This window comes from Robiginitalea insularis (assembly GCF_052497835.1).
In genome coordinates this window covers 1-20,000 of sequence record NZ_CP199296.1, presented here as the reverse complement: position 1 = coordinate 20,000, position 20,000 = coordinate 1, and the positions used below count along the sequence as shown (strand labels likewise).

Sequence of the window (20,000 nt, the reverse complement as noted above, 5' to 3'; positions counted from 1 at the left end):
TTACCTTTTTGCTCGTTTTTTACCTGCTTGGTTTACTGATGATAACCTTTTGTTTCGCCATGCTTGGTTTATTCCTTGATAAGCCCGAAACCCCGGACTGGGTCCGAAACTGGATTATAATCCCCTCGATCATTTTTATAGCAATCGGTACTTTGTTGACATTTATTGATTTTGCCACCCAGGGTTGGTTAAAAAGAAAGAAATGGACCACATTTTTTTATTATCCGGTTTATTGGGTTTTTAAATTCCTGACCCTCTCCATACTTTACCGACCCATGGTTTATAATTTTCTGGATACCCGGTTTGGGAAACGGCTGAGTTTCTTTGTGGTTCCTATTTATCTCGCAGGGACCCTGATCGTCGGGACCGGATTCAGCACTTCAAATTACCTGACCCAGGACATGAGTTCCAATTCCTTTACAGCCAATCAGGCCAATTATGAAGATTTAATGAGGGATAAGGCTGTTTTTACCAACCGGGCATCCATCCCTTCCCGCGTCATCTACAAGAGTGCCCTGCCTGTATTTGTGGTTTACGGAAAATCCATAGAAAACGATGTATTCCGGTTTAATGAAGAATTGAAGCCATCCGAAGACATGCGGGGAATCCATTCCATATTCGGTGATGGCACGGTTCCAAACAGGCAGCGTTTTGAGAAACTCGATGATTATCTGGAAACCCTTGAAGATATGTATACCTTAAAAGTTGACAGTATCCCTTTCAAGCCTACTTTCCTATTCGTCGAAAACGCTCAAAAGCAGATCGGTTTTGAAACAACCCTGGACTTGCAGGATTTTCAGAGGGGAAAACATGTATTAAACGTAACCCGAAAGGATTTCCGTGCGGACACTGTGTATACCCGTACCATCATCAGAATACCTTTTTGGTATTACCCGGATTAATTAATAAAATCCTCAAATTTTATCGATCTGAAGTCACAAACAGCAGAATCCAGCCAAAATGAATATTAGTTATCGGGACGAAGAGCATTGGAATACAGGAACGCACGCCCTGGGAATATTGCTGGGAATCGCTGGGATGATATATCTGCTTTCAAATGGCAGAGAAGCCAGCAGCAATCTTAAAGCTGGACTCTGGATTTACAGTCTATCCGTGATCCTGCTTTTTAGCGCTTCCACGGTTTACCACGCTGTTGCAAATCCGGGGATTAAGCGAAAACTTCGAATCCTGGATCATATTAGTATTTATTATTTGATTGCGGGGACCTATACCCCTGTCTGCCTTTCGGTTCTGGAAGGCAGCAGGGGGCAACTCATACTTTGGGCTGTTTGGGGAATGGCCCTGTTTGGTACCGTCTTAAAACTTTTTTTTACGGGAAAGTTTGAGCTCTTCTCGCTCCTTTTGTATCTCTTAATGGGATGGTTGATCGCCTTTGATTTCAGAGTCCTTTCCGATAACATTTCCAATATTGAAATGTTCTGGCTTGCTACCGGGGGTGCCTTTTATACCCTGGGCATATTCTTTTATGCCATGAGGAGGATTCCCTTCAACCACATGATTTGGCATTTTTTTGTTCTGGGAGGGGCTATCTCGCATTGGATATTTATCTACTACATAACAACTGCTTAAGTGCTGCTTAAGTGCTGCTTAAAGTAAAAATGCCAGGACCATTCCCAAAATAATCACGGCCAGCTTTCGTCTGTTAAAGGAGTGGTCTTTGGAGCTTTCAAAAAGGATAATGGTCGATACGTGTAAAACAACACCAATAACCAGTGAAAGGAGATAAGGGTAATATTCGCGTACCGGTGCATATTGACTTAAGACGGTTCCCAAAGGGGTCATCAGGGCAAAGAGAATTATAAAAAACCAGATGTAGCGAATGCTTAAGGAAGATTTTAATAGAAAGCTCCCCAGGATCAGTACAACAGGTACTTTATGTACGATTATGGCCCAAACGAAATCCCGGTTGTCATCCAGGGGGATCCCCTCCAGGAAGGCATGAATACAGAGGCTGATAAATAGTAGCCAGGGAAAGTTCAGATCTTCTTTAAACCCGTGTACATGCCCGTGTTCGGCTCCTTTCGAAAAGAATTCCAGAAGGATTTGGAGTAAAATACCAATTGCTATAAATATTCCGGCGATACGGTCATTTTGGATGGAATAGGCCGAAGGAAGCAACTCAAAAAGGGTTAGTGCCAGTAAAAAGGCGCCGCTAAAAGCCAAAAGCAGATTGTAATTTCGGTTTTGAAGCGACCTGAAAAAATACAAGACAGCAAAACTGCTTATAACGGACAGGGCAGGGAGCACAATTTGAAACAAAGGGAAGGTGTCTGTATTCATAAAATCAGTTCCGCCGTAAAATTAGTGTATTTTTGGGCTATAAAGTTCATTATTGATGTCAGGAAATTTTGAAATGGTTGCCAAAACCCTGTACGGCCTGGAGCCTGTATTGGCAAAAGAATTATTAAGGCTGGGAGCAGGAAACGTTAAAGAAGGGGTTCGCTGTGTTTTTTTTGAGGGAGACAAGGGGTTTATGTACAAAGCCAATCTTTGCCTGCGAACGGCCCTTCGCATACTTAAACCTGTCAGGACTTTTAAAGTAAAGGGCCCCGAAGACCTCTATCGGGAAATTCAGCAAATAGACTGGAGCCAATTCATGGATGCCAGTAATACTTTTGTGGTGGATACTGTACTCAATAGCGAGCATTTTTCCCATTCCCTTTTCGTTTCTCAAAAAGTCAAGGATGCCATAGTGGACCAGTTCAGAAAGAAACACGGCAGCCGACCCGGGGTATCCGTAACCGATCCCGATTTGCGCCTGCATCTGCACCTGCAGGGTACCGTGGCACATTTATCCCTTGACAGCTCCGGCAGTTCGCTGCACCTCAGGGGTTATCGCAAAGAGACCAATATTGCGCCTTTAAATGAGGTTCTGGCTGCGGGAGTACTGCTATTAAGCGGGTGGAACGGGCATTCGGATCTGTTGGACCCCATGTGCGGAAGTGGTACTTTGCTAATTGAAGGTGCCATGATTGCCTGTAATATCCCGGCAAATATAAACAGACCGTCATTTGGCTTTGAGCGCTGGAAGGATTTCGATACGGAGCTGTATCAGATTATACGCTCTGCCGCGCTTGATAAAACAAGAGAGTTTCACTTCAGCATACGCGGTTATGATAAAGCTCCTTCCGCGGTTCGCAAAGCAAGGGAAAACATTGAGAATGCAAACCTTGCGGAATTCATTCGGGTAGACCAGAAGAATTTTTTTGAAACCGAAAAGGAAACAAAAGGGCCTTTGCTGCTGGTAACCAATCCGCCTTACGGGGAACGCCTGCCGGTTTCCCTTGAAAATTTTTACAAACAGATAGGTGACTGCCTGAAGCAGCACTATAAAAATACCCGGGCCTGGTTACTGCTGGGGAATCTGGAAGCATTAAAGAAGGTCGGTCTGAGGGCTTCCCGGAAGATCAAGTTATTCAATGGAGGTATAGAGTCCCGGCTGGCGCTCTTCGAGGTCTACGAAGGCAGCAAAAAAGCTAAATATCAATAAGTTATATCTGTGTGAGTAAACAAAACTTTCTTGGTTTATTCCTCTTCCCGGGGTTTGGGGGCAACCCTTGTTTTTTTGTATAAGGGGAGAAAATAGGTGAGGGTATAGTTAAAGCCGACCCCAAAACTACTTCCATCTGTAACCCGGTTAAATCCGGGGATCCAAAGGTTCGGTAAAACTTCGGATTCCTTGTTGGTAATCAAAAGGCCCAGGCGAACCGATGCCCCGAGATAAAAGTTGGCAATAATTTCGGCCTTGACCCCCAGCAAAAGCTCCAGCCAGGAGGCATTCAACCCGCTGAATTCCCGGGGCTGGTCTGAGCCTGTAACAAAGCCTCCAGGGCTCCAGTAGCGGTTACTATCATATAGCGAATAGGAATTTAAGGTATTGCTGAAAGTGCTGAAGGCATAGCGTGCACCCACAAAAAGGCTGTTGTTCATTCCATACCAGTTCTCATAGGTATTGTAATCAACTCCTACCTTAAGGTAGCTTCCGGAAGCTTCATAATCATAGAGGGAAATGATATTTATATCTTCTTCATTATCCAGGAGTTCCCTGGTATTTCTGGATTCATTTCCCAATTCAGCCGCCAGGTAGAATTTATAACTCAATCGGTAATCCCCGACCAATTCTATACCGGAATAATCCTCATTCAAAGTTGCGATAAGGGGCCTGCTCAGATCAACCCCCACCCTCAGGCCGTACTCTTCGGATTTACGGATGCTGTCTCGAGTGACATTTCCCCCTGCCTGTCCGTACAACTCTGCCGGCTGGCCAATGGCTGTAATGATTAGAAGACTAATGAAAAATCGAAACATGGGCGCTGTCTTGTTTTCGAATGATTCCATTTATGATATTAAAATCCTGTATCCAGTTTTCAGAATCGGCCTGTACAGAGACCTGTAAGTCCACAAAAGTAGCCACAAAACCGCAGGCGCGGGATATAAATTCTTCTCTGTTGGAATAACTGAAGGTAAGTGTATCCGGATTTCCGGTCTCTGCTCCCGGGTCCCCGTCAGAATTCAGTATAAAAACATATCGGGTTTCGCCTTCACCTATTCGAAGGGGAAGACTTATAGAATCTAAATTCGACCGGTCTGCGATAGTATTTACCACTTCCTCCTGTCCGAGTCCGATAATCCGAAGACTATTCACGGTTTTTGGACTTTCTGGAGCTGCGATATCATAGAACCTGATAAGCAACAGGGGCGTATCCCCATCCACGCATATATCGTCTTTTTCACATGCCTGTACAGCAATAAGTGCGGCCATAAAGACAAGGAGCCCTAAATGGCGGATCAGCCGGATGATAAGTAATTGATAATTTTTCAAGGCCTTAAATTACGCATTAGAGCGGGCTTTTAAAAGTACGATATTTTCCACATGGTGTGTCTGTGGGAACATATCCACTGCCTGTGAGCAAACCAGTTCGTATTGTTCAGACATCAGCGCAAGGTCCCTGGCCTGGGTCGCGCTGTTACAGCTGACATAGACAATCTTCTCAGGTGCAATTTTCAGGATTTGTTCCACCACCTGCTTGTGCATGCCGTCCCTTGGCGGATCCGTGATAATCAGGTCCGGATGTCCGTGCTCATTCAGGAAATCGTCCGTAAACAATTGCTTCATATCCCCCGCATAGAAGGCAATATTATCAATGCCGTTTTCCTTTGCATTCGTTTTTGCAGCCTCCACGGCTTCCGGTACGGCTTCGATCCCGACAACCCTGTCTGCCTGCCGGGCTATAAACTGTGCAATGGTACCCAGGCCGGTGTACAGGTCATATACGAGTTCAGTCCCCTTCAGATCTGCAAACTCCCTTACCTTTTTATATAAATTATAGGCCTGCTCCGAATTGGTCTGATAAAAAGATTTTGGCGTAATCCTGAACTGCAGGTCCTCCATCTGTTCGGTAATATAAGGTTCCCCCGCATAACAATGCAACTCCTGGTCGTAGAGAGTATCGTTCGCCTTGGTATTTATTACATAATACAAAGACTGAATCTGCGGAAAGGATTCTTTGAGGTAATCCAGTAATCCTTCGCGTTGCTGCTTTCTGTCTTCAAAAAATTGCAACAGCAGCATTACCGCACCTGCTGCGGTATTTCGGATCATCAGGGTTCTTAATAGACCTTTTTGTTTTTTGGGGTCAAAAAATGAAAGTCCGTGCTCCGTGGCATAAGCCCGGATCCCAAGTCTTATAGCATTGGAGGGGGCTGCCTGCAAATGGCACTCCTTCAGGTCAAGCACCTTGTCCCACATGCCCGGAATATGAAGCCCCAGGGCATTTTTGTCTTTGACTTCCTGCTCAGACTCAATTTCGCTGCTGTCCAGCCAGCGGTTGTTCGAGAAGGAAAATTCCATTTTATTGCGGTAGAAATAGGGGCTGGGAGCCGCCAGAATGGGGTATACTTTCCCAATTGTGACTTTGCCAATCCTTTGCAGGTTTGAAAGGACTTCTTCCTGCTTATGGTGCAATTGTGCGGAGTAGGCCATATGTTGCCATTTACATCCCCCACAAGTCCCGAAATGAGTGCATTCAGGTTCAATCCGATCTTTGGAGGGGCTGAGAATGTCCGTTGCCACTCCTTCGTAATACGCCCTCCTTTTACGGGTGGTTTGAACCCGGACTACATCTCCCGGTATCGCATTGGACAGGAATATTACCCGGCCATCCGGGGCTTGGGCGATCGATTTGCCTTTCGCTCCGGCCCGAAGCACTTCCACCTCTTCAAAGATTTTTCTGTTGTTCTTTTTACGCATGAGGCAAATGTACTAATCCCAGCCAATTATATTTTACTTAATATGTATCTTATAAATGCTGCCCTGTAGAGTTTTTTTGAACCTGAAAGCAAAATCGCTGTCTAAAGAGTAGAAGCATGGAAAAAATCAGCAAGGTTGTTGACGGATTACTGGTACTCCAGTACAGGGCAGGGGATAAGCGTGCGTTGGATTTACTCATCCGCCGGTATCACAAAAAACTCTGCAGACACGCCTACCGATATACAAGGGATAAGGATACAGCCAGGGATGTGGTACAGGAAAGCTGGAAGCGGGCTATTCATGGAATAAGTAAACTCAGAGAACCCAATACCTTCGGTAGCTGGATTATGACAATCGTTACCCGGAAATCACTGGATTATCTGACTAAAAAGGGCAGGGAGCGCCAGGGACTAAAGGAATTCCAATATGTCAAAAAGCAACAAGTGGATACAGAAAATAGCTATGGTCCCGAGATTATAAACAGCCTGCGGCATGCAATTGAATCACTGAAAATGGATCATCAGATTGTACTGAAGTTATTTTATACGGAGACTTACTCTCTTTATGAGATTGCTGAGATTACCGGAGTTTCCGTTGGTACAGTGAAATCCAGGTTGTTTCATGCAAGGGAAAAATTAAAAACCATTTTAAATAAAAAAAGATGAAAAAAGATCTAGAGGAAATAGACAAAATGATTAAAGAGGCCCTTTCAGCGGAGGAAGCGGCTTTCTATGATGAATTAAATGAGCTTCCAATCTTAAGTAAACTGGGAGAGGTATACAGGGGAAGCCTGGGGTGGCTTGCAATCCTGATGAACTTTCTTATTGTGGTACTGTTTGCGGGCTTTGTATATAGTTTATATGCTTTCATCAATTCAGAGGGTATAGAAGACCTGATTCGCTGGGCCGCTGCCGGATTTTTATGTATGAGCTCGGTGGGCATTTTGAAGTTGTATTTCTGGATGCAGATGGATAAAAATGATATAAAGCGAGAACTGAAACGGATTGAATTGCAAATTGCTGCACTGAGCTCTAAAGCGTCCAAATAAGCCTTGTTAAAACTGGGGAATACGTTAATATTTAATACATTTATGCTCTGCAATCGGATGATTTCTCTCCCTAAGAAGGAATTGTATTTGTTTAAGCTAAATTTCTAAGTCATGTCAGTTTTAGAACACATGAGCTCGGCCGAGGCTATTGAGCTGGAGGCGAAATACGGGGCTCAGAACTACCATCCGCTGCCTGTTGTCCTTAAAAAAGGAGAAGGGGTCTATGTATGGGACGTAGAGGGGAAGCGCTATTACGATTTCCTTTCTGCCTATTCAGCAGTAAACCAGGGGCATTGTCACCCAAAAATCACGGAAGCCCTGAAATCTCAGGCAGATCAGCTAACCCTTACCTCCAGGGCTTTTTACAACGACCAATTGGGACCATACGAAAAGTACATTACCGAATATTTTGGTTTTGATAAAGTCCTGCCTATGAACACAGGGGCTGAGGCTGTTGAGACGGCAATCAAACTGGCGCGGAAATGGGGGTATGAGAAAAAAGGGATTCCGGCAAACCAGGCTAAGATTATCGTATGCCAGAACAATTTCCACGGACGAACGGTCACTATAATATCGGCATCCAACGATCCGGTGGCAACAGAGAATTTCGGGCCGTTTACACCCGGGATTGTCAGTATCCGTTACAACGATATTGCCGCCTTAAGGGAAGCAATAGACGATAAGACAGCAGCATTTCTGGTTGAACCCATTCAGGGGGAAGCAGGGGTATATGTTCCGGATGAAAACTACCTGAAGCAGGCTTACGAGATATGCCGGGAGGCCAATGTCCTGTTTATTGCCGATGAAGTACAGACCGGGATTGCCAGAACAGGCCGCCTGCTGGCCAGTTGTGGTAACTGCAGTTGTCCGGATAAAAACTGCAGCGGGAAACCGGAGGTCAAACCCGATGTGCTGATTCTTGGAAAAGCTATTTCAGGCGGCGTTTTTCCGGTTTCGGCAGTTCTGGCAGACAATCATATCATGGAGGTGATCAGACCCGGAAACCACGGATCTACTTTTGGGGGAAACCCCCTGGCCTGTGTTGTTGCTATGGCTGCATTGGATGTGGTACGAGAAGAGAATCTCGCCAATAGAGCTGATCGGCTGGGTCGCATTTTCCGGGAAAAAATGCAGGAAATAATTGATGAAAGCGATCTGGTTACGCTGGTAAGGGGTAAAGGTCTGCTCAATGCGATTGTAATAAATGATACAGAGGACAGTTCCACTGCCTGGGATATTTGCATGGCCCTTGCCGAAAACGGACTGCTGGCTAAACCTACTCACGGGAATATCATCCGTTTTGCACCACCTCTTGTTATGACGGAGGAACAACTTCTAGACTGCATCCAGATAATACGGAAAACACTGGATTCCTTTAGGAAATAGACAAAAAAAACCCGGAGTATTACTCCGGGTCTTTTTTTTAGATCCTTTAGGAACGCACTTCCTTAATTCGCGCCTTCTTACCTGTAAGGCCACGGAAATAGAAAATTCGCGCTCTGCGTACTTTTCCACGCTTATTGATCTCAATTTTTTGCAAAGCCGGCATGTTCATCGGGAAAATCCGTTCAACGCCAACAGTACCGCTCATTTTACGGATTGTGAAGGTTTCGGTTGCTCCGCTTCCCCTGCGCTGAATAACAACACCCTTAAAGAACTGGGTACGGGTCTTCTCACCTTCCTTGATTTCATAATATACCGTAATGGTGTCCCCGGCAGAGAATTCCGGGAAGTCCTTTTTGCTTATAAATTCGTTTTCTACAAATTTGACTAACGATTCCATCGTTTTGATTTAAGTTTCTTCAGACCAACGTTCACGGACTTCGTCAGAGGTTGATCCAAAATCGTTTGCAAAAATAACGCAATAATTGCAACTGACAATATTTTTACGTAAAAATAAAACCCTAAGAACGGTCCAGGAGGTCTGGTCTGCGCTCAGCGGTTCGCCTGTAGGCTTCTGCTTCCCGCCAGGCTTCAATTTTCTCAAAATTCCCGCTGGTCAGTACTTCCGGGACTTTCATTCCCTTAAATTCCCTGGGTCGGGTATATACCGGAGGCGCCAGTAACTGATCCTGAAAGCTGTCCGTCAGGGCAGAGGTTTCATCGTTCAGGACACCCGGAATCAACCGGATGATTGCATCGCATAATACGGCGGCTCCGAGTTCCCCTCCGGAAAGGACATAATCCCCGATAGATACCTCACGGGTAATCCAAAGATCCCGAATCCGCTGATCGACGCCCTTATAATGTCCGCATAGTATTATCATGTTTTCCTTCAGCGAGAGCGTATTAGCCGTTTGCTGATTCAGGGTGCTGCCGTCAGGGGTCATGTAGATGATCTCGTCGTAGGAGCGCTCAGAACTCAGCTGCTGCATGCACTTATCGATAGGTTCGGGCATCAGTACCATCCCAGCACCGCCTCCAAACTGGTAATCGTCTACCTGTTTGTATTTGTTTGAGGCGTAATCCCGCAGGTTGTGCATATGCACTTCCACCAGCCCTTTTTCTATGGCCCTTTTCAGGATGGAGGCTTCAAAGGGGCTTTTTAAAAGCTCTGGCAGGACCGTGATAATATCGATTCGCATTATTGACGGATTTTAATTTCAGGAACCTTCAACGCTCCAAAAGTAATGAAAACAATGAGAGTCTTTTTTCCATCCCAAACGTTCATATAGAAATTGCGCAGGGTTATCTCTTGCAGTCTCCAGGGCCAGCCCCCCGGCTTTTTGTTCCATGCAAAAGGTCTTTGCATTCTCCAAGAGGGCGGTACCCATGCCTGATTTTCTTTGGGCCGGGGCAACAAAAAGATCATTTAGTATGTAGATACGCTTTAACCGTACCGTTGAAAAGGAAGGGTATAGCTGTACAAATCCTGTTGGACGACTCGCTATCCGGCCCATAAAGATTACCGAATCTTTCAGGGAAAGGCGCTGATACAAAAATTTCTTTGCAGCTTGCGGATCGGAAGGTTGCTCGTAAAACATACGGTAGCCATCAAGTAGCAAGATCAGGTCTTGCAGGTGGGATAGATCGGCACGTATAATTTCCATGGATCAAAAAAAAGGCCCCTTGGGGGCCTGTTCAATTATTTGGATTTTCTGTATTTATTGATTTCATCCTGCAATTGCCGGCTTATTCGTTGCTCGCGTTCCAGAGCCTTTCTGCGATGATCTTCATATTCTGTTTCCAGGTCTGAAAGTTTAACCTTTGCTTCCTGAGTCAAAATATTACTTCTTCTGAAACGGTAAATAAATAACAGTAAAAGCAATGAAAGCCCTAGTATTATAGTCCATAAAACGATATTGTAGGTAGCTTTGGAAACCAGTGCGCCGAACAAAGACATACTGTCTTTTTCCTCAGTAACTGAATTCAGTTGAGCCGTGGTTTCCTCTAACTTGGTATTCAAACTGGCAATGGTGGCTTCCTGCCTTGAGATGGTTGTGTTCAGTTCACTGGCCTTTGAGCGCGCTGCTTTAAGGCTGTCCAGGACATTGGAGCGGAGTTTGTCGAGATTGATGGCTCGCACCACTTCGTACCTGCGTCCATCGGCATTGTAATTTCCCGATTTTTTGAAAACGTATTCGAACTGGCTTTCGATGGTTCCGGCATCCAGGGAGCCCTCATCCCCGGAATCCTGAGCGAACTGCAGGCCACAGCTGAATAGGGCAAGGAACAAGAGGGATAGCTTAAAAGACTTCATTTCAGTTTGTTCTAAGTAGTTAACACGATTTAAGGTGGGGCTAAAGTAGTTCAATATTCTGAAAAAGGAAAAAAAAAGCCCTATTTCCTCCCTACAGAGAAGGAGTTGCCAATCGCTTCGGACAGACGCATACAGAAGCCGTTAATAATAGGTATACCTCCGGACTTTGGCGATATATTTGGACAGGCGGATTACCTGATGTGCATAGCCGTATTCATTGTCGTACCAGATATACAGGATCAGGTTTTTTCCGTTATCCGTTACAATGGTGGCACGACTGTCATAAATGGCGGGAGCCGAAGTGCCTATGATATCTGAAGAAACCAGTTCATTGCTCATAGAATACTTTATCTGTTCCACCAAATCTCCTTCCAGGGCGTATTTCTTCAAAATGGTATTGACGCTTTCCAGGCTCGTTTTATTTTTCAACTGTAAATTAAGTATTGCCAGGGAACCGTTGGGTACGGGAACACGAATGGCATTGGAAGTCAGTTTTCCTTCCAGGGATGGAAGCGCTTTTGCTACCGCCTTTCCGGCCCCGGTTTCGGTTATAACCATGTTTAAAGCAGCCGCCCTGCCCCGCCGGTACTTTCCGTGGATGTTATCCACCAGGTTTTGGTCATTTGTATAGGCGTGAATGGTTTCAAGATGTCCCTTTTCGATTTCCAGGGAATCTTCAATTACTTTTAAAACAGGGGTTATCGCATTGGTCGTGCAGGATGCGGCCGAATAAATATCCACAGCATCCGGGTCAAAATCGTTCTGGTTTACACCGTGTACGATGTTTGGAACATCCTTTCCGGGTGCCGTCAGCAACACTTTGGCTGCTCCCTTGGCCTTGAGGTGCCTCCCCAGGGATTCCCTGTCCCTGAAAGCCCCGGTATTGTCTATAATTAAAGCTTCGGTAATGCCGTATTGGGTATAATCAATATCCTCAGGGGCCTCAGCGCTGATCATATGTACTGTGGTGCCATTTATATATAAGATGCTGTTTTCGGCATCTGCTTCCACGGTACCCTTGAATTCGCCGTGTACCGAATCAGTGCGTAGCAGCATTGCCCTTTTTTCCAACTTTTCGGCATTTATCGAACCTCTAGTCACGATAGCTCTAAGGCGCAACTGGCTGCCCTTCCCGGTTTTGGTCATCAGTTCTCTGGCCAGAAGCCGCCCAATGCGTCCAAAACCATATAGGACCACATCTTTGGGAGCAATCTCCGGATAGCTCTGGGCGTCTTTTAATTTATCCAGCACAAAGGCCTTGACATTGTGGTATTTACTATGGCTGTCCGAATGGTATTCGTAGGTGAGCTTCCCGATATCCAGTTTCGATGGGGGCAGGGCAATGTCATTGATCGCCCTAAGCAGTTCAACCGAATCAAAAATGGAGATCGGTTTTTGTACAAACTGCCCTGCATACTCGTGCAGGTTGATGATTTCACTGACATTTTTATCGATAATCTGGTTTTTAAAAAGGACTACTTCAATAGCCTTGTCATACCATAGATCGCTGATAATTTTGATAAATTCGGTGGTAGCTTTTCTCCGATCTGCCTGAAAGGCAAGTTCCTTCTCGTAAGAGTTGGATTTTTTCATGAATCAGTTGTTTGAAATCTCGGCAAAATTAGCTTTTTCAAACGTTTTCGCATAAGGTTTTGTGCATAAAAAAACACCTGCTTTAAAAGAGCAGGTGTTTTTCCATTAAAACGCTTTATTGAAAAATAATCCGTTCTTTTTCACCTTTTTTATCCAGTAAGGTGATGCTGCTCTTGCGATAGCGGGAAATGTCTCCAAAAAGCTCTTTGGCCTTTTGTATATCTGTAATTTCCTTGTCATCTACCTGAAGAATAATTTTCCCCATAAGGTCATACCCTCTGTAGGTTTCGGGAACTCCAACTATTTTTACGCCCTTTTTGACTTTGTATTCCTTTTTGTCCGCTTCGGACAGGTTTTTTACGGTAAGCCCCAAGGCGGGTAAGTTTATGGTTTGCCGTTCTTTTAGTGTTACCGGAAGCATTAATTCTTCCCCGTCGCGCTCCAGGGTAACTTCCACCTGGTCGCCGGGGCGTTTGGTAGAGATATATCCCACCAGATCAGCGAATTTACGCACCTTGATATCATCTATTCTTTTAATGATGTCACCCCGCAGTATTTCGGCATCCTCAGCACCTGAATCCTCTTCTACTCCGTCTACATAAACCCCTTCAATTTCATCAAAACCATTTTCCCTGGCATAAGGGGAATCTAAACGTGGAGATTGTACTCCCAGTATTCCTTTCTGTACATTTCCATATTCCAGGATATCTTCCACTATTTTTCTCGCAATATTACTGGGCACTGCAAAGGAGTACCCTATGTAGGAGCCGGTCTGAGAAGTAATGGCTGTGTTGATCCCGATAAGGTCACCATTGGTATTGACCAGTGCTCCTCCGCTGTTTCCCGGATTCACTGCCGCATCGGTCTGGATAAAAGACTGGTTGCGCCCGAGGTCTCTCGCTTTTGCACTTACGATACCGGCCGTTACCGTAGAGGTAAGGTTAAACGGATTACCCACTGCCAGCACCCATTGCCCGATGCGAACATTGTCGGAATCGCCGAAAGCCAGGTATGGCAAACCTCTTTCCTCGATTTTCAGCAGGGCGATATCCGTATTGGGATCGGTACCTATGACGGTTGCTTCGTAGGTTTTGTTGTTATTAAGGGTGACCATTAATTCGGTGGCATTCGCAATCACATGGTTATTGGTTACGATATAGCCGTCAGGCGAAATAATCACCCCTGATCCCGTACCCATTTGAACCCTGGGTCGTTCTTCATAGCCATACCAAAATTCCAGCAGGCTGCTGGGCCCCCGGCTGACGGTAACGTTTTTTACATGGACTACAGCGTTAACGGTACTTTCTGCAGCCATGGTAAAATCCACCTCATTGATACCAGCTCCTTTGGCAGATGCCACGGCAGAACTGGTAGTAAAAACCGGAAGCGAATCATTCTGGCTGACAAGGGCGTAATCTGATTTTTCAAAAAATAATTTATAAGTCCCAAGGGTGAGGCCTCCGGCCATCACCGCAACTAGAAATAATCCTGTAAATCGCTTCATTTTCTTCATATTTTTACACTATAAAACTAAGATTTTTGGAAGTATAAAATTTTGGTTTAACGTCATTTTAACGGCCGGCACCCGCTATTTATGATGTATCTTTATACGCTTTATTTGGTATGAGTATCTCCTTTTCAAAATATCAGGCAACCGGAAATGACTTTATCCTTATCGATAATCGTCAGAATCATTTTCCCAAAAATGATACCAAAACCATTGCCAGAATGTGCCATAGACGCTTTGGGGTGGGAGCAGATGGACTGATCCTGCTTGAAACTGACAATTCGGCAGATTTCAGGATGGTCTATTTCAATTCAGACGGGAAACCGGGGAGTATGTGCGGCAACGGCGGCAGGTGTATCACAGCTTTTGCAAAGCAGTTGGGTATCCTTGAAAACACCGGTGAATTTATGGCCTCGGACGGGCCGCATCCGGTGCGTATACAGGAACAGATTGTTTCGATTCAAATGCAGAAGGTAACCGAAATCCGTGAAAAAGAAGCTTATAGTTTCCTGGATACGGGTTCTCCGCACCATGTACAAATCGTTCATGACCTGGATGAGCTGGATGTAAAAAAAGAAGGAGCTCGTTTGCGTTATGGCCTGTACGGTAAAAAAGGTAGTAATATTAATTTTGTACAACCGTTGCAGGATAATCGTTTTAAGGTTCGAACCTATGAACGAGGGGTTGAAGACGAAACCTATTCCTGCGGAACAGGGGTGACGGCAGTAGCGCTGGCCATGCACCATAAGGGCATGTATTCCACTGAAGAAGCGCATATAGAAACAGTGGGAGGACAGCTAACCGTGCAATTCTCAAATACAGAAAAGGGAGCATACGGGAATATCTGGTTAACCGGACCCGCTGTTGAGGTCTTTAAAGGGGTCTGGCCATGAAGGAACTGACAGGAGATCTTATTTACCTCAGGGCTCTGGAACCCGATGACCTGGATTTTTTGTATCGTATTGAAAACGACGCCTCCATCTGGGAGATCAGTGGCACCTTGCAACCCTATTCCAAACATATTCTGAAAAAATATCTGGAAGCCTCGGGACGGGATATCTATGAGGCGAAACAACTTCGCCTGGGAGTCTGTACCCAGCAGAAAGAGTTGGTTGGCCTGGTTGACCTCTATAATTTTGATCCCTCAAACGCAAGAGCGGGTGTTGGAATAATTATTGCCGAGGAACGTTCGCGGAATAAAGGCTATGGGGGGGAAGCAATTGAGCTCATTTGCAAATACGGATTTGGGCAACTGGGGCTGCATCAGATCTATGCAGGGGTAGCGGCATCCAATAAGCGAAGTCTGCATCTCTTTAAAAAACTGGGGTTTTTGGAAAGCGGACGGAAAAAGGACTGGCTGCGAATAAGCGGAGGCTTTGAAGATGAACTGTTTTTACAGAAAATAAAGCAAGATGTACATTAAAAGGATTCTATTATTGCTGGTAATTCTCGGGCTGTTAATCGGAGGCCTTTTCGCGGCTATGGTGTATCGGACCTTTCTGTCTCCCAATACCGTATTTGAAAATGAACGAGCATTTGTTTACATCCGCTCCGATGCCACTTTTGCGGAGGTCAAAGAACAACTCACGCCCTTGCTAAAAAATGTGGATGCTTTTGAGATTGTGGCCAAACGCAAGCAGTATACCGATAATATAAGGGGCGGTAAATTCCCAATAGATAAGGGGATGAGTAACAATGATATCATCAATGCTCTTCGGAGTCGTAACACCCCGGTACTGGTCTCCTTCAACAATCAGGAAACCCCGGAAGATCTCGCGGGCCGAATCGCCTTTCAAATTGAGGCAGACAGTCAGTCGCTGCTGCGGGCTATTACAGACAGGGAGTTCTTAAAGGAAAACGGTTTGTCAAAAGAAGAGGCCCTGGTCCCGTATCTCCCAAATAGCTATGAGTTTTTCTGGAATACGGATGCAGAGGATTTCCGGGAGCGAATGCTGCAGGAATATAACCGTTTTTGGACCGATTCCCGCAAGGAAAAGGCGAAAGCCCTGGGTCTGAGCCCGGAGGAGGTTGTTGCCCTTGCCGCTATTGTGCACAAGGAAACGGTAAAAACCGATGAGCGTCCGAGGGTGGCTGGAGTCTACCTGAACCGGATCAGGAAGGGGATACCTTTGCAGGCCGATCCTACTGTTATCTTTGCCATCAAAAAGGTTAGCGGCAACTACGACACCATTATCAAAAGGGTCCTTTATCGCGACCTGGAACTGGATTCCCCCTTCAACACCTATAAATACAAGGGAATTCCTCCTGGACCTATATGTATGCCTGACCTTTCAGCAATCGAAGCCGTGTTAAACCCGGAAAAGCACAATTACCTCTATTTTGTAGCAGACACATCCAACTTCGGATACCACATTTTTGCGGAGACTCTTGCGCAGCATAACCGGAATAAGGCGCAGTACATCCGATGGATCAATTCTAAAGATATCCGCAGATAGGTAATTCTCCCCCCGATTTTGACCATTCATCCATGAAATAGGTCATTTTATGAAAATCTTCAGATTCCCGGATTATTTCGGAAGTATCTTTGACCCGAGAACTTTAAGCAGGGACTTCCGGGTCCTGTGAGTCTTAAGAAAACACTTATATGAAAAGATGGATTAGCTTTTTCGGTCCTCTTGTCATGATCTTTTTTTTAGCGAGTTTTGGACTTAAATCCTATGAAAACAGGGAAGTAAAGGTTCCGGAATCGCTTAAAATGACAATACCTACTTCTGTTCATTACCCGACTCCACGGGAAGAACAACAAAATCATCAAATCAGCCCGCCCTTTTTAGGAGCCTCACTTACAGGTTTCAGGGAGGCATTAGCCTTTAAGGAATCCAGCGGAAATTATTTCAGTATCAATACGCTTGGCTACCTGGGGAAATATCAGTTTGGAATTGGAACCCTTCAGTTGATGGGCGTTTACAATGCCACCAAATTCCTTAAAAACCCGGCACTGCAGGAAAAGGTTTTTACCACTAATCTGGCCCGTAATAAATGGATACTGCGTAAAGATATTCCCAGGTTTACCGGCAAGCGCATCAATGGAGTCGAAATAACAGAGTCAGGCATTTTAGCGGCTGCACACCTGGCCGGCCCTGGAAATGTAAAAAAGTACCTTCGTTCTAACGGGTCAAGGGAAGTTCTGGACGCCTATGGCACCAGTATTACCCACTACCTTAAGCGCTTCAAGGGTTATGATACCTCAGGAGTACCCCCAATAAAAAATCCAAAAGTGGATTAAGGCGCTGGTGAAATTATCAGGCCAGCAAACTGAAAATAGTAGGCCGCTTGTTAAGGTCGGTTTTCCCGGACTGCCATTGAGCAACGGGGTATGTATGTATTTCCTCCGTTCTTAGTGTAAGGTCCGTGGCAATGCTTAGCAGTGTATCGGGGTGCAGAATTTTAAGAAGCTCTTCTAATAATTTTTCATTGCGGTAAGGGGTCTCCATAAAGAGTTGGGTCTGTCCGAGATCCCGCGATCTTTTTTCAAGAGTTTTTATGGCTTTCCTGCGTTCAGCAGGGTCTATCGGGAGGTAGCCGTTGAATGCAAAATTCTGACCGTTCAGACCGCCAGCCATAAGTGCCAATAATATGGATGAGGGCCCTACCAGGGGTACCACCTTTATCCCTTTGGTGTGTGCCAGCCTTACGATGACAGCCCCGGGATCTGCAACAGCCGGGCAGCCTGCTTCTGAGAGCAGGCCTACGGACCGGCCTTCCAGGCAAGGTTCAAGGTATTCCGGCAGCAGGGTCTCTTCGGTATATTTATTTAAAAGAAATATCTGTAACTGATCCTGCGATTTACGAGGAGTAATCTTTTTGATGAACCTGCGAGCAGACCGCTCATTTTCAACAATGTAGCTATCTATTTCTTCTATCGCCCGTTTAATTGCCAGGGGTAAAACCTCCAGTGGTTCCGTTTCCCCCAGAATGGTGGGGATCATATATAATTTTCCTTTTGGAATTTCGTCTGTTTCCATAATCGGAATTACCCTTGCAGTTGCTTTTTTATTTCCTCGCAGGCCTGATCGAGGAGGTCAAAGACCTTTTTAAACCCGTCTTCCCCGCCATAATAGGGATCCGGTACTTCTTTGGTTTGCATCCCGGACCGATCCAGTATGAGTGAAAGTTTTGAAAGTTCTTCCCGGTTTCGTGCCTGCGCCTGCAGGTCCGATAAGTTGGACCGGTCCATGGCAAAAATATAGTCAAAATTTTCAAAATCGCTTTGGCGGAATCTTCGGCATCGTTGGGTGCTGATGTCAATACCGTTTTCCAAAGCAACCGCAATAGATCTCGGGTCTGGCGGATTACCTACGTGGTAACCTGCCGTTCCGGCGGAATCCACAATAACTGATTCCGGTGTCGTTTTTGAGGCCAGGATCCCTTCTGCCAGGGGAGATCTGCAGATATTGCCCAGACAAACCATCAGTACGCGTACCGGCATGGGGGATCAGGAAAATTTCTTGGTTAAATCGTCGATGTACTTTCGGAATTGCTTATCGGTCTCAGCCAGGTTATCAACCGTTTTGCAGGCGTGCAGTACCGTTGCGTGGTCGCGTTTTCCAATTTGGGAACCGATACTGGCCAGTGAGGCCTTGGTAAACTTTTTAGCAAAGAACATGGCCAGTTGGCGGGCCTGTACGATATGTCGCTTGCGGGTCTTGGATTGAAGGGTAGCCACATCCATTTCGAAATAATCGGATACCACTTTCTGTATATAGTCTATGGAGACCTCCCGTTTCGTGTTCTTTACAAATTTCTCAACCACCTGTTGGGCCAGGTCCAGGGTTACTTCCTTTTTATTAAAGGAGGACTGGGCGATAAGTGAAATGATGGCTCCTTCCAACTCCCGGATATTTGTTTTTATATGCTTGGCAACATACTCAATAATATCTTCCGGCATTTCAACGCCATCCCTGTAGAGTTTATTCTTAAGGATAGAGATTCGCGTTTCGTAGTCAGGGTTTTGCAGTTCTGCAGAAAGCCCCCATTTAAACCGCGACAGCAACCGTTGTTCGATATCCTGCATATCTACGGGTGCCTTATCCGAAGTGAGGATCACCTGTTTCCCATTTTGGTGGAGGTGATTGAAGATGTGGAAAAACACATCCTGCGTCCCGGATTTTCCGGACAGGAATTGCACATCGTCTATGATCAGGACATCAATTAATTGATAGAAATGTATAAAGTCGTTCCTGGTGTTCTTTTTGACCGATTCAATGTACTGCTGCGTAAATTTCTCAGCGGAAATATACAAGACCGTTCGCTCCGGGTATTTGTCTTTTATCTCGACCCCGATGGCATGTGCCAAATGTGTTTTCCCAAGGCCGACCCCCCCGAAAACCAGGAGCGGGTTGAAAGAGGTGCCTCCGGGTTTGTTGGCAACGGCCATTCCGGCCGAACGGGCCAAACGGTTGGAATCCCCTTCCAGGAAATTATCAAAATTATAGCTGGGGTTGAGTTGTGATTCTATTTTAATGTTTCGGATACCCGGAATGACAAATGGATTTTTAAGCTCAGGGTTCTTGGATTTGATCGGTACATCCATCTCCTGTGCCGCCATTTGACCTCTGTTTGAAGATGGTATTTTTTCAGTAAAAGGTTCCCGGTTTCCGTAGGTGTTTTCCATCTTAATTACATACACCAGTTTGGCCCCTTCTCCTAATTCCCTTGTAAGTGCAACTTTCAATAACTTAACGTAGTGCTCTTCCAGCCACTCGTAGAAAAATTTTGAGGGAACTTGTATGCTGAGCGCTTTTTCGGAAAGCTTAACGGGTTTTATAGGCTCAAACCAAGTTTTGAATGCCTGCGGTTGGATATTATCTTTGATAAAAGCCAGACAATTTTTCCATACGGAATTAGCAGTAACATTCAT

Annotated in this window: 23 protein-coding genes (1 of these 23 running past the window's edge); 10 read left to right on the top strand and 13 right to left on the bottom strand. The window is 45.4% G+C overall.

Features of this window, described 5'->3' with window-relative positions; genetic code table 11:
• Together ACT6NV_RS00115 and trhA are read left to right on the top strand one after the other, a co-directional pair.
• On the top strand, window positions 1-902 hold the 3' portion of the coding sequence (locus ACT6NV_RS00115; RefSeq protein ID WP_445385262.1) for a hypothetical protein. The gene continues 412 nt to the left of window position 1, outside the view; 902 of the gene's 1,314 nt are visible here — the last part of the coding sequence; its start codon lies off the left edge, out of view; it ends in the stop codon at window positions 900-902.
• A gap of 58 nt (window positions 903-960) precedes the next feature.
• Complete coding sequence (gene trhA, locus ACT6NV_RS00110) at window positions 961-1,590, top strand: PAQR family membrane homeostasis protein TrhA (RefSeq protein WP_445385261.1); 630 nt, start codon at window positions 961-963, stop codon at window positions 1,588-1,590.
• Between the two features lie 18 nt (window positions 1,591-1,608).
• On the opposite strand, the gene ACT6NV_RS00105 is transcribed toward trhA, so the two are convergent.
• Window positions 1,609-2,301: a ZIP family metal transporter gene (locus tag ACT6NV_RS00105; protein ID WP_445385260.1), complete on the bottom strand. Its 693-nt coding sequence runs from the start codon at window positions 2,299-2,301 to the stop codon at window positions 1,609-1,611.
• A 55-nt stretch (window positions 2,302-2,356) separates the two neighbouring features.
• On the opposite strand from ACT6NV_RS00105, the gene ACT6NV_RS00100 reads away from it, so the two are divergent.
• Entirely contained in the window at window positions 2,357-3,511 is a 1,155-nt protein-coding gene (locus ACT6NV_RS00100) for a THUMP domain-containing class I SAM-dependent RNA methyltransferase (protein WP_445385259.1), read from the top strand.
• A 35-nt stretch (window positions 3,512-3,546) separates the two neighbouring features.
• On the opposite strand, the gene ACT6NV_RS00095 is transcribed toward ACT6NV_RS00100, so the two are convergent.
• From ACT6NV_RS00095 to rlmD, 3 genes are read right to left on the bottom strand one after another with little or no spacing between them, the layout of a single operon-like run.
• Window positions 3,547-4,329 (bottom strand): DUF6048 family protein, encoded by a 783-nt coding sequence (locus ACT6NV_RS00095; RefSeq protein ID WP_445385258.1) that lies wholly within the window; start codon window positions 4,327-4,329, stop codon window positions 3,547-3,549.
• Window positions 4,310-4,843, bottom strand: a complete 534-nt coding sequence (locus tag ACT6NV_RS00090; RefSeq protein WP_445385257.1) for a DUF6452 family protein — start codon at window positions 4,841-4,843, stop codon at window positions 4,310-4,312. Before ACT6NV_RS00090 ends, ACT6NV_RS00095 begins: the two co-directional genes overlap by 20 nt.
• Before the next feature lie 9 nt (window positions 4,844-4,852).
• Complete coding sequence (gene rlmD, locus ACT6NV_RS00085) at window positions 4,853-6,271, bottom strand: 23S rRNA (uracil(1939)-C(5))-methyltransferase RlmD (protein ID WP_445385256.1); 1,419 nt, start codon at window positions 6,269-6,271, stop codon at window positions 4,853-4,855.
• A 116-nt stretch (window positions 6,272-6,387) separates the two neighbouring features.
• On the opposite strand from rlmD, the gene ACT6NV_RS00080 reads away from it, so the two are divergent.
• From ACT6NV_RS00080 to rocD, 3 genes are all read left to right on the top strand, one after another.
• The gene (locus ACT6NV_RS00080; RefSeq protein ID WP_445385255.1) at window positions 6,388-6,936 is read left to right on the top strand and encodes an RNA polymerase sigma factor; all 549 of its coding nucleotides are present in this window, start codon (window positions 6,388-6,390) and stop codon (window positions 6,934-6,936) included.
• Entirely contained in the window at window positions 6,933-7,319 is a 387-nt protein-coding gene (locus tag ACT6NV_RS00075; protein WP_445385254.1) for a DUF6768 family protein, read from the top strand. Before ACT6NV_RS00080 ends, ACT6NV_RS00075 begins: the two co-directional genes overlap by 4 nt.
• Window positions 7,320-7,430: 111 nt before the next feature.
• Complete coding sequence (rocD, locus tag ACT6NV_RS00070) at window positions 7,431-8,705, top strand: ornithine--oxo-acid transaminase (RefSeq protein ID WP_445385253.1); 1,275 nt, start codon at window positions 7,431-7,433, stop codon at window positions 8,703-8,705.
• Window positions 8,706-8,751: 46 nt separating this feature from the next.
• Here the strand turns inward: rocD and rplS are convergent, their stop codons facing one another.
• The 6 genes from rplS to ACT6NV_RS00040 form a co-directional block, all read right to left on the bottom strand.
• Window positions 8,752-9,102, bottom strand: coding sequence for a 50S ribosomal protein L19 (gene rplS / locus ACT6NV_RS00065; RefSeq protein ID WP_445382418.1), 351 nt, complete (start codon window positions 9,100-9,102; stop codon window positions 8,752-8,754).
• A gap of 121 nt (window positions 9,103-9,223) precedes the next feature.
• Window positions 9,224-9,904 (bottom strand): tRNA (guanosine(37)-N1)-methyltransferase TrmD, encoded by a 681-nt coding sequence (trmD, locus tag ACT6NV_RS00060; RefSeq protein ID WP_445385252.1) that lies wholly within the window; start codon window positions 9,902-9,904, stop codon window positions 9,224-9,226.
• Window positions 9,905-9,922: 18 nt separating this feature from the next.
• Window positions 9,923-10,369: a GNAT family N-acetyltransferase gene (locus tag ACT6NV_RS00055; RefSeq protein WP_445385251.1), complete on the bottom strand. Its 447-nt coding sequence runs from the start codon at window positions 10,367-10,369 to the stop codon at window positions 9,923-9,925.
• Window positions 10,370-10,404: 35 nt separating this feature from the next.
• Window positions 10,405-11,019, bottom strand: coding sequence for a tRNA (guanine-N1)-methyltransferase (locus tag ACT6NV_RS00050; RefSeq protein ID WP_445385250.1), 615 nt, complete (start codon window positions 11,017-11,019; stop codon window positions 10,405-10,407).
• Between the two features lie 141 nt (window positions 11,020-11,160).
• Entirely contained in the window at window positions 11,161-12,612 is a 1,452-nt protein-coding gene (locus ACT6NV_RS00045; protein ID WP_445385249.1) for a glyceraldehyde-3-phosphate dehydrogenase, read from the bottom strand.
• 115 nt (window positions 12,613-12,727) lie between these two features.
• On the bottom strand, window positions 12,728-14,116 hold the full coding sequence (locus ACT6NV_RS00040) for a S1C family serine protease (protein ID WP_445385248.1): 1,389 nt from the start codon (window positions 14,114-14,116) through the stop codon (window positions 12,728-12,730).
• Window positions 14,117-14,235: 119 nt separating this feature from the next.
• Between ACT6NV_RS00040 and dapF the strand changes: the two genes are divergently transcribed.
• The 4 genes from dapF (at window position 14,236) to ACT6NV_RS00020 (ending at window position 17,366) form a co-directional block, all read left to right on the top strand.
• Entirely contained in the window at window positions 14,236-15,012 is a 777-nt protein-coding gene (dapF, locus tag ACT6NV_RS00035; protein WP_445385247.1) for a diaminopimelate epimerase, read from the top strand.
• Window positions 15,009-15,542, top strand: a complete 534-nt coding sequence (locus tag ACT6NV_RS00030; RefSeq protein WP_445385246.1) for a GNAT family N-acetyltransferase — start codon at window positions 15,009-15,011, stop codon at window positions 15,540-15,542. Before dapF ends, ACT6NV_RS00030 begins: the two co-directional genes overlap by 4 nt.
• Window positions 15,532-16,575: an endolytic transglycosylase MltG gene (mltG, locus tag ACT6NV_RS00025; RefSeq protein WP_445385245.1), complete on the top strand. Its 1,044-nt coding sequence runs from the start codon at window positions 15,532-15,534 to the stop codon at window positions 16,573-16,575. The genes ACT6NV_RS00030 and mltG overlap by 11 nt, the downstream gene beginning before the upstream one ends.
• A 149-nt stretch (window positions 16,576-16,724) precedes the next feature.
• Window positions 16,725-17,366: a hypothetical protein gene (locus ACT6NV_RS00020; RefSeq protein WP_445385244.1), complete on the top strand. Its 642-nt coding sequence runs from the start codon at window positions 16,725-16,727 to the stop codon at window positions 17,364-17,366.
• A 16-nt stretch (window positions 17,367-17,382) separates the two neighbouring features.
• On the opposite strand, the gene ACT6NV_RS00015 is transcribed toward ACT6NV_RS00020, so the two are convergent.
• The 3 genes from ACT6NV_RS00015 to dnaA are packed head-to-tail and all read right to left on the bottom strand — an operon-like array spanning window position 17,383 to window position 20,000.
• A complete protein-coding gene (locus tag ACT6NV_RS00015; RefSeq protein ID WP_445385243.1) occupies window positions 17,383-18,105 on the bottom strand; it encodes an SAM-dependent methyltransferase in 723 nt (240 codons plus the stop codon).
• Between the two features lie 8 nt (window positions 18,106-18,113).
• Window positions 18,114-18,569 carry a low molecular weight protein-tyrosine-phosphatase gene (locus tag ACT6NV_RS00010; protein WP_445385242.1) on the bottom strand — a complete coding sequence of 152 codons (456 nt, stop codon included), beginning with the start codon at window positions 18,567-18,569 and terminating at the stop codon, window positions 18,114-18,116.
• Between the two features lie 6 nt (window positions 18,570-18,575).
• The gene (gene dnaA / locus ACT6NV_RS00005) at window positions 18,576-20,000 is read right to left on the bottom strand and encodes a chromosomal replication initiator protein DnaA (RefSeq protein WP_445385241.1); all 1,425 of its coding nucleotides are present in this window, start codon (window positions 19,998-20,000) and stop codon (window positions 18,576-18,578) included.

Coding starts and splice junctions, on each gene's coding strand:
- trhA (WP_445385261.1), top strand. CDS start 961: ATGAATATTAGTTATCGGGACGAAGAGCATTGGAATACAGGAACGCAC.
- ACT6NV_RS00105 (WP_445385260.1), bottom strand. CDS start 2,301: ATGAATACAGACACCTTCCCTTTGTTTCAAATTGTGCTCCCTGCCCTG.
- ACT6NV_RS00100 (WP_445385259.1), top strand. CDS start 2,357: ATGTCAGGAAATTTTGAAATGGTTGCCAAAACCCTGTACGGCCTGGAG.
- ACT6NV_RS00095 (WP_445385258.1), bottom strand. CDS start 4,329: ATGTTTCGATTTTTCATTAGTCTTCTAATCATTACAGCCATTGGCCAG.
- rlmD (WP_445385256.1), bottom strand. CDS start 6,271: ATGCGTAAAAAGAACAACAGAAAAATCTTTGAAGAGGTGGAAGTGCTT.
- ACT6NV_RS00080 (WP_445385255.1), top strand. CDS start 6,388: ATGGAAAAAATCAGCAAGGTTGTTGACGGATTACTGGTACTCCAGTAC.
- ACT6NV_RS00075 (WP_445385254.1), top strand. CDS start 6,933: ATGAAAAAAGATCTAGAGGAAATAGACAAAATGATTAAAGAGGCCCTT.
- rocD (WP_445385253.1), top strand. CDS start 7,431: ATGTCAGTTTTAGAACACATGAGCTCGGCCGAGGCTATTGAGCTGGAG.
- rplS (WP_445382418.1), bottom strand. CDS start 9,102: ATGGAATCGTTAGTCAAATTTGTAGAAAACGAATTTATAAGCAAAAAG.
- trmD (WP_445385252.1), bottom strand. CDS start 9,904: ATGCGAATCGATATTATCACGGTCCTGCCAGAGCTTTTAAAAAGCCCC.
- ACT6NV_RS00055 (WP_445385251.1), bottom strand. CDS start 10,369: ATGGAAATTATACGTGCCGATCTATCCCACCTGCAAGACCTGATCTTG.
- ACT6NV_RS00050 (WP_445385250.1), bottom strand. CDS start 11,019: ATGAAGTCTTTTAAGCTATCCCTCTTGTTCCTTGCCCTATTCAGCTGT.
- ACT6NV_RS00045 (WP_445385249.1), bottom strand. CDS start 12,612: ATGAAAAAATCCAACTCTTACGAGAAGGAACTTGCCTTTCAGGCAGAT.
- ACT6NV_RS00040 (WP_445385248.1), bottom strand. CDS start 14,116: ATGAAGCGATTTACAGGATTATTTCTAGTTGCGGTGATGGCCGGAGGC.
- dapF (WP_445385247.1), top strand. CDS start 14,236: ATGAGTATCTCCTTTTCAAAATATCAGGCAACCGGAAATGACTTTATC.
- ACT6NV_RS00030 (WP_445385246.1), top strand. CDS start 15,009: ATGAAGGAACTGACAGGAGATCTTATTTACCTCAGGGCTCTGGAACCC.
- mltG (WP_445385245.1), top strand. CDS start 15,532: ATGTACATTAAAAGGATTCTATTATTGCTGGTAATTCTCGGGCTGTTA.
- ACT6NV_RS00020 (WP_445385244.1), top strand. CDS start 16,725: ATGAAAAGATGGATTAGCTTTTTCGGTCCTCTTGTCATGATCTTTTTT.
- ACT6NV_RS00015 (WP_445385243.1), bottom strand. CDS start 18,105: ATGGAAACAGACGAAATTCCAAAAGGAAAATTATATATGATCCCCACC.
- ACT6NV_RS00010 (WP_445385242.1), bottom strand. CDS start 18,569: ATGCCGGTACGCGTACTGATGGTTTGTCTGGGCAATATCTGCAGATCT.
- dnaA (WP_445385241.1), bottom strand. CDS start 20,000: ATGAATGTTACTGCTAATTCCGTATGGAAAAATTGTCTGGCTTTTATC.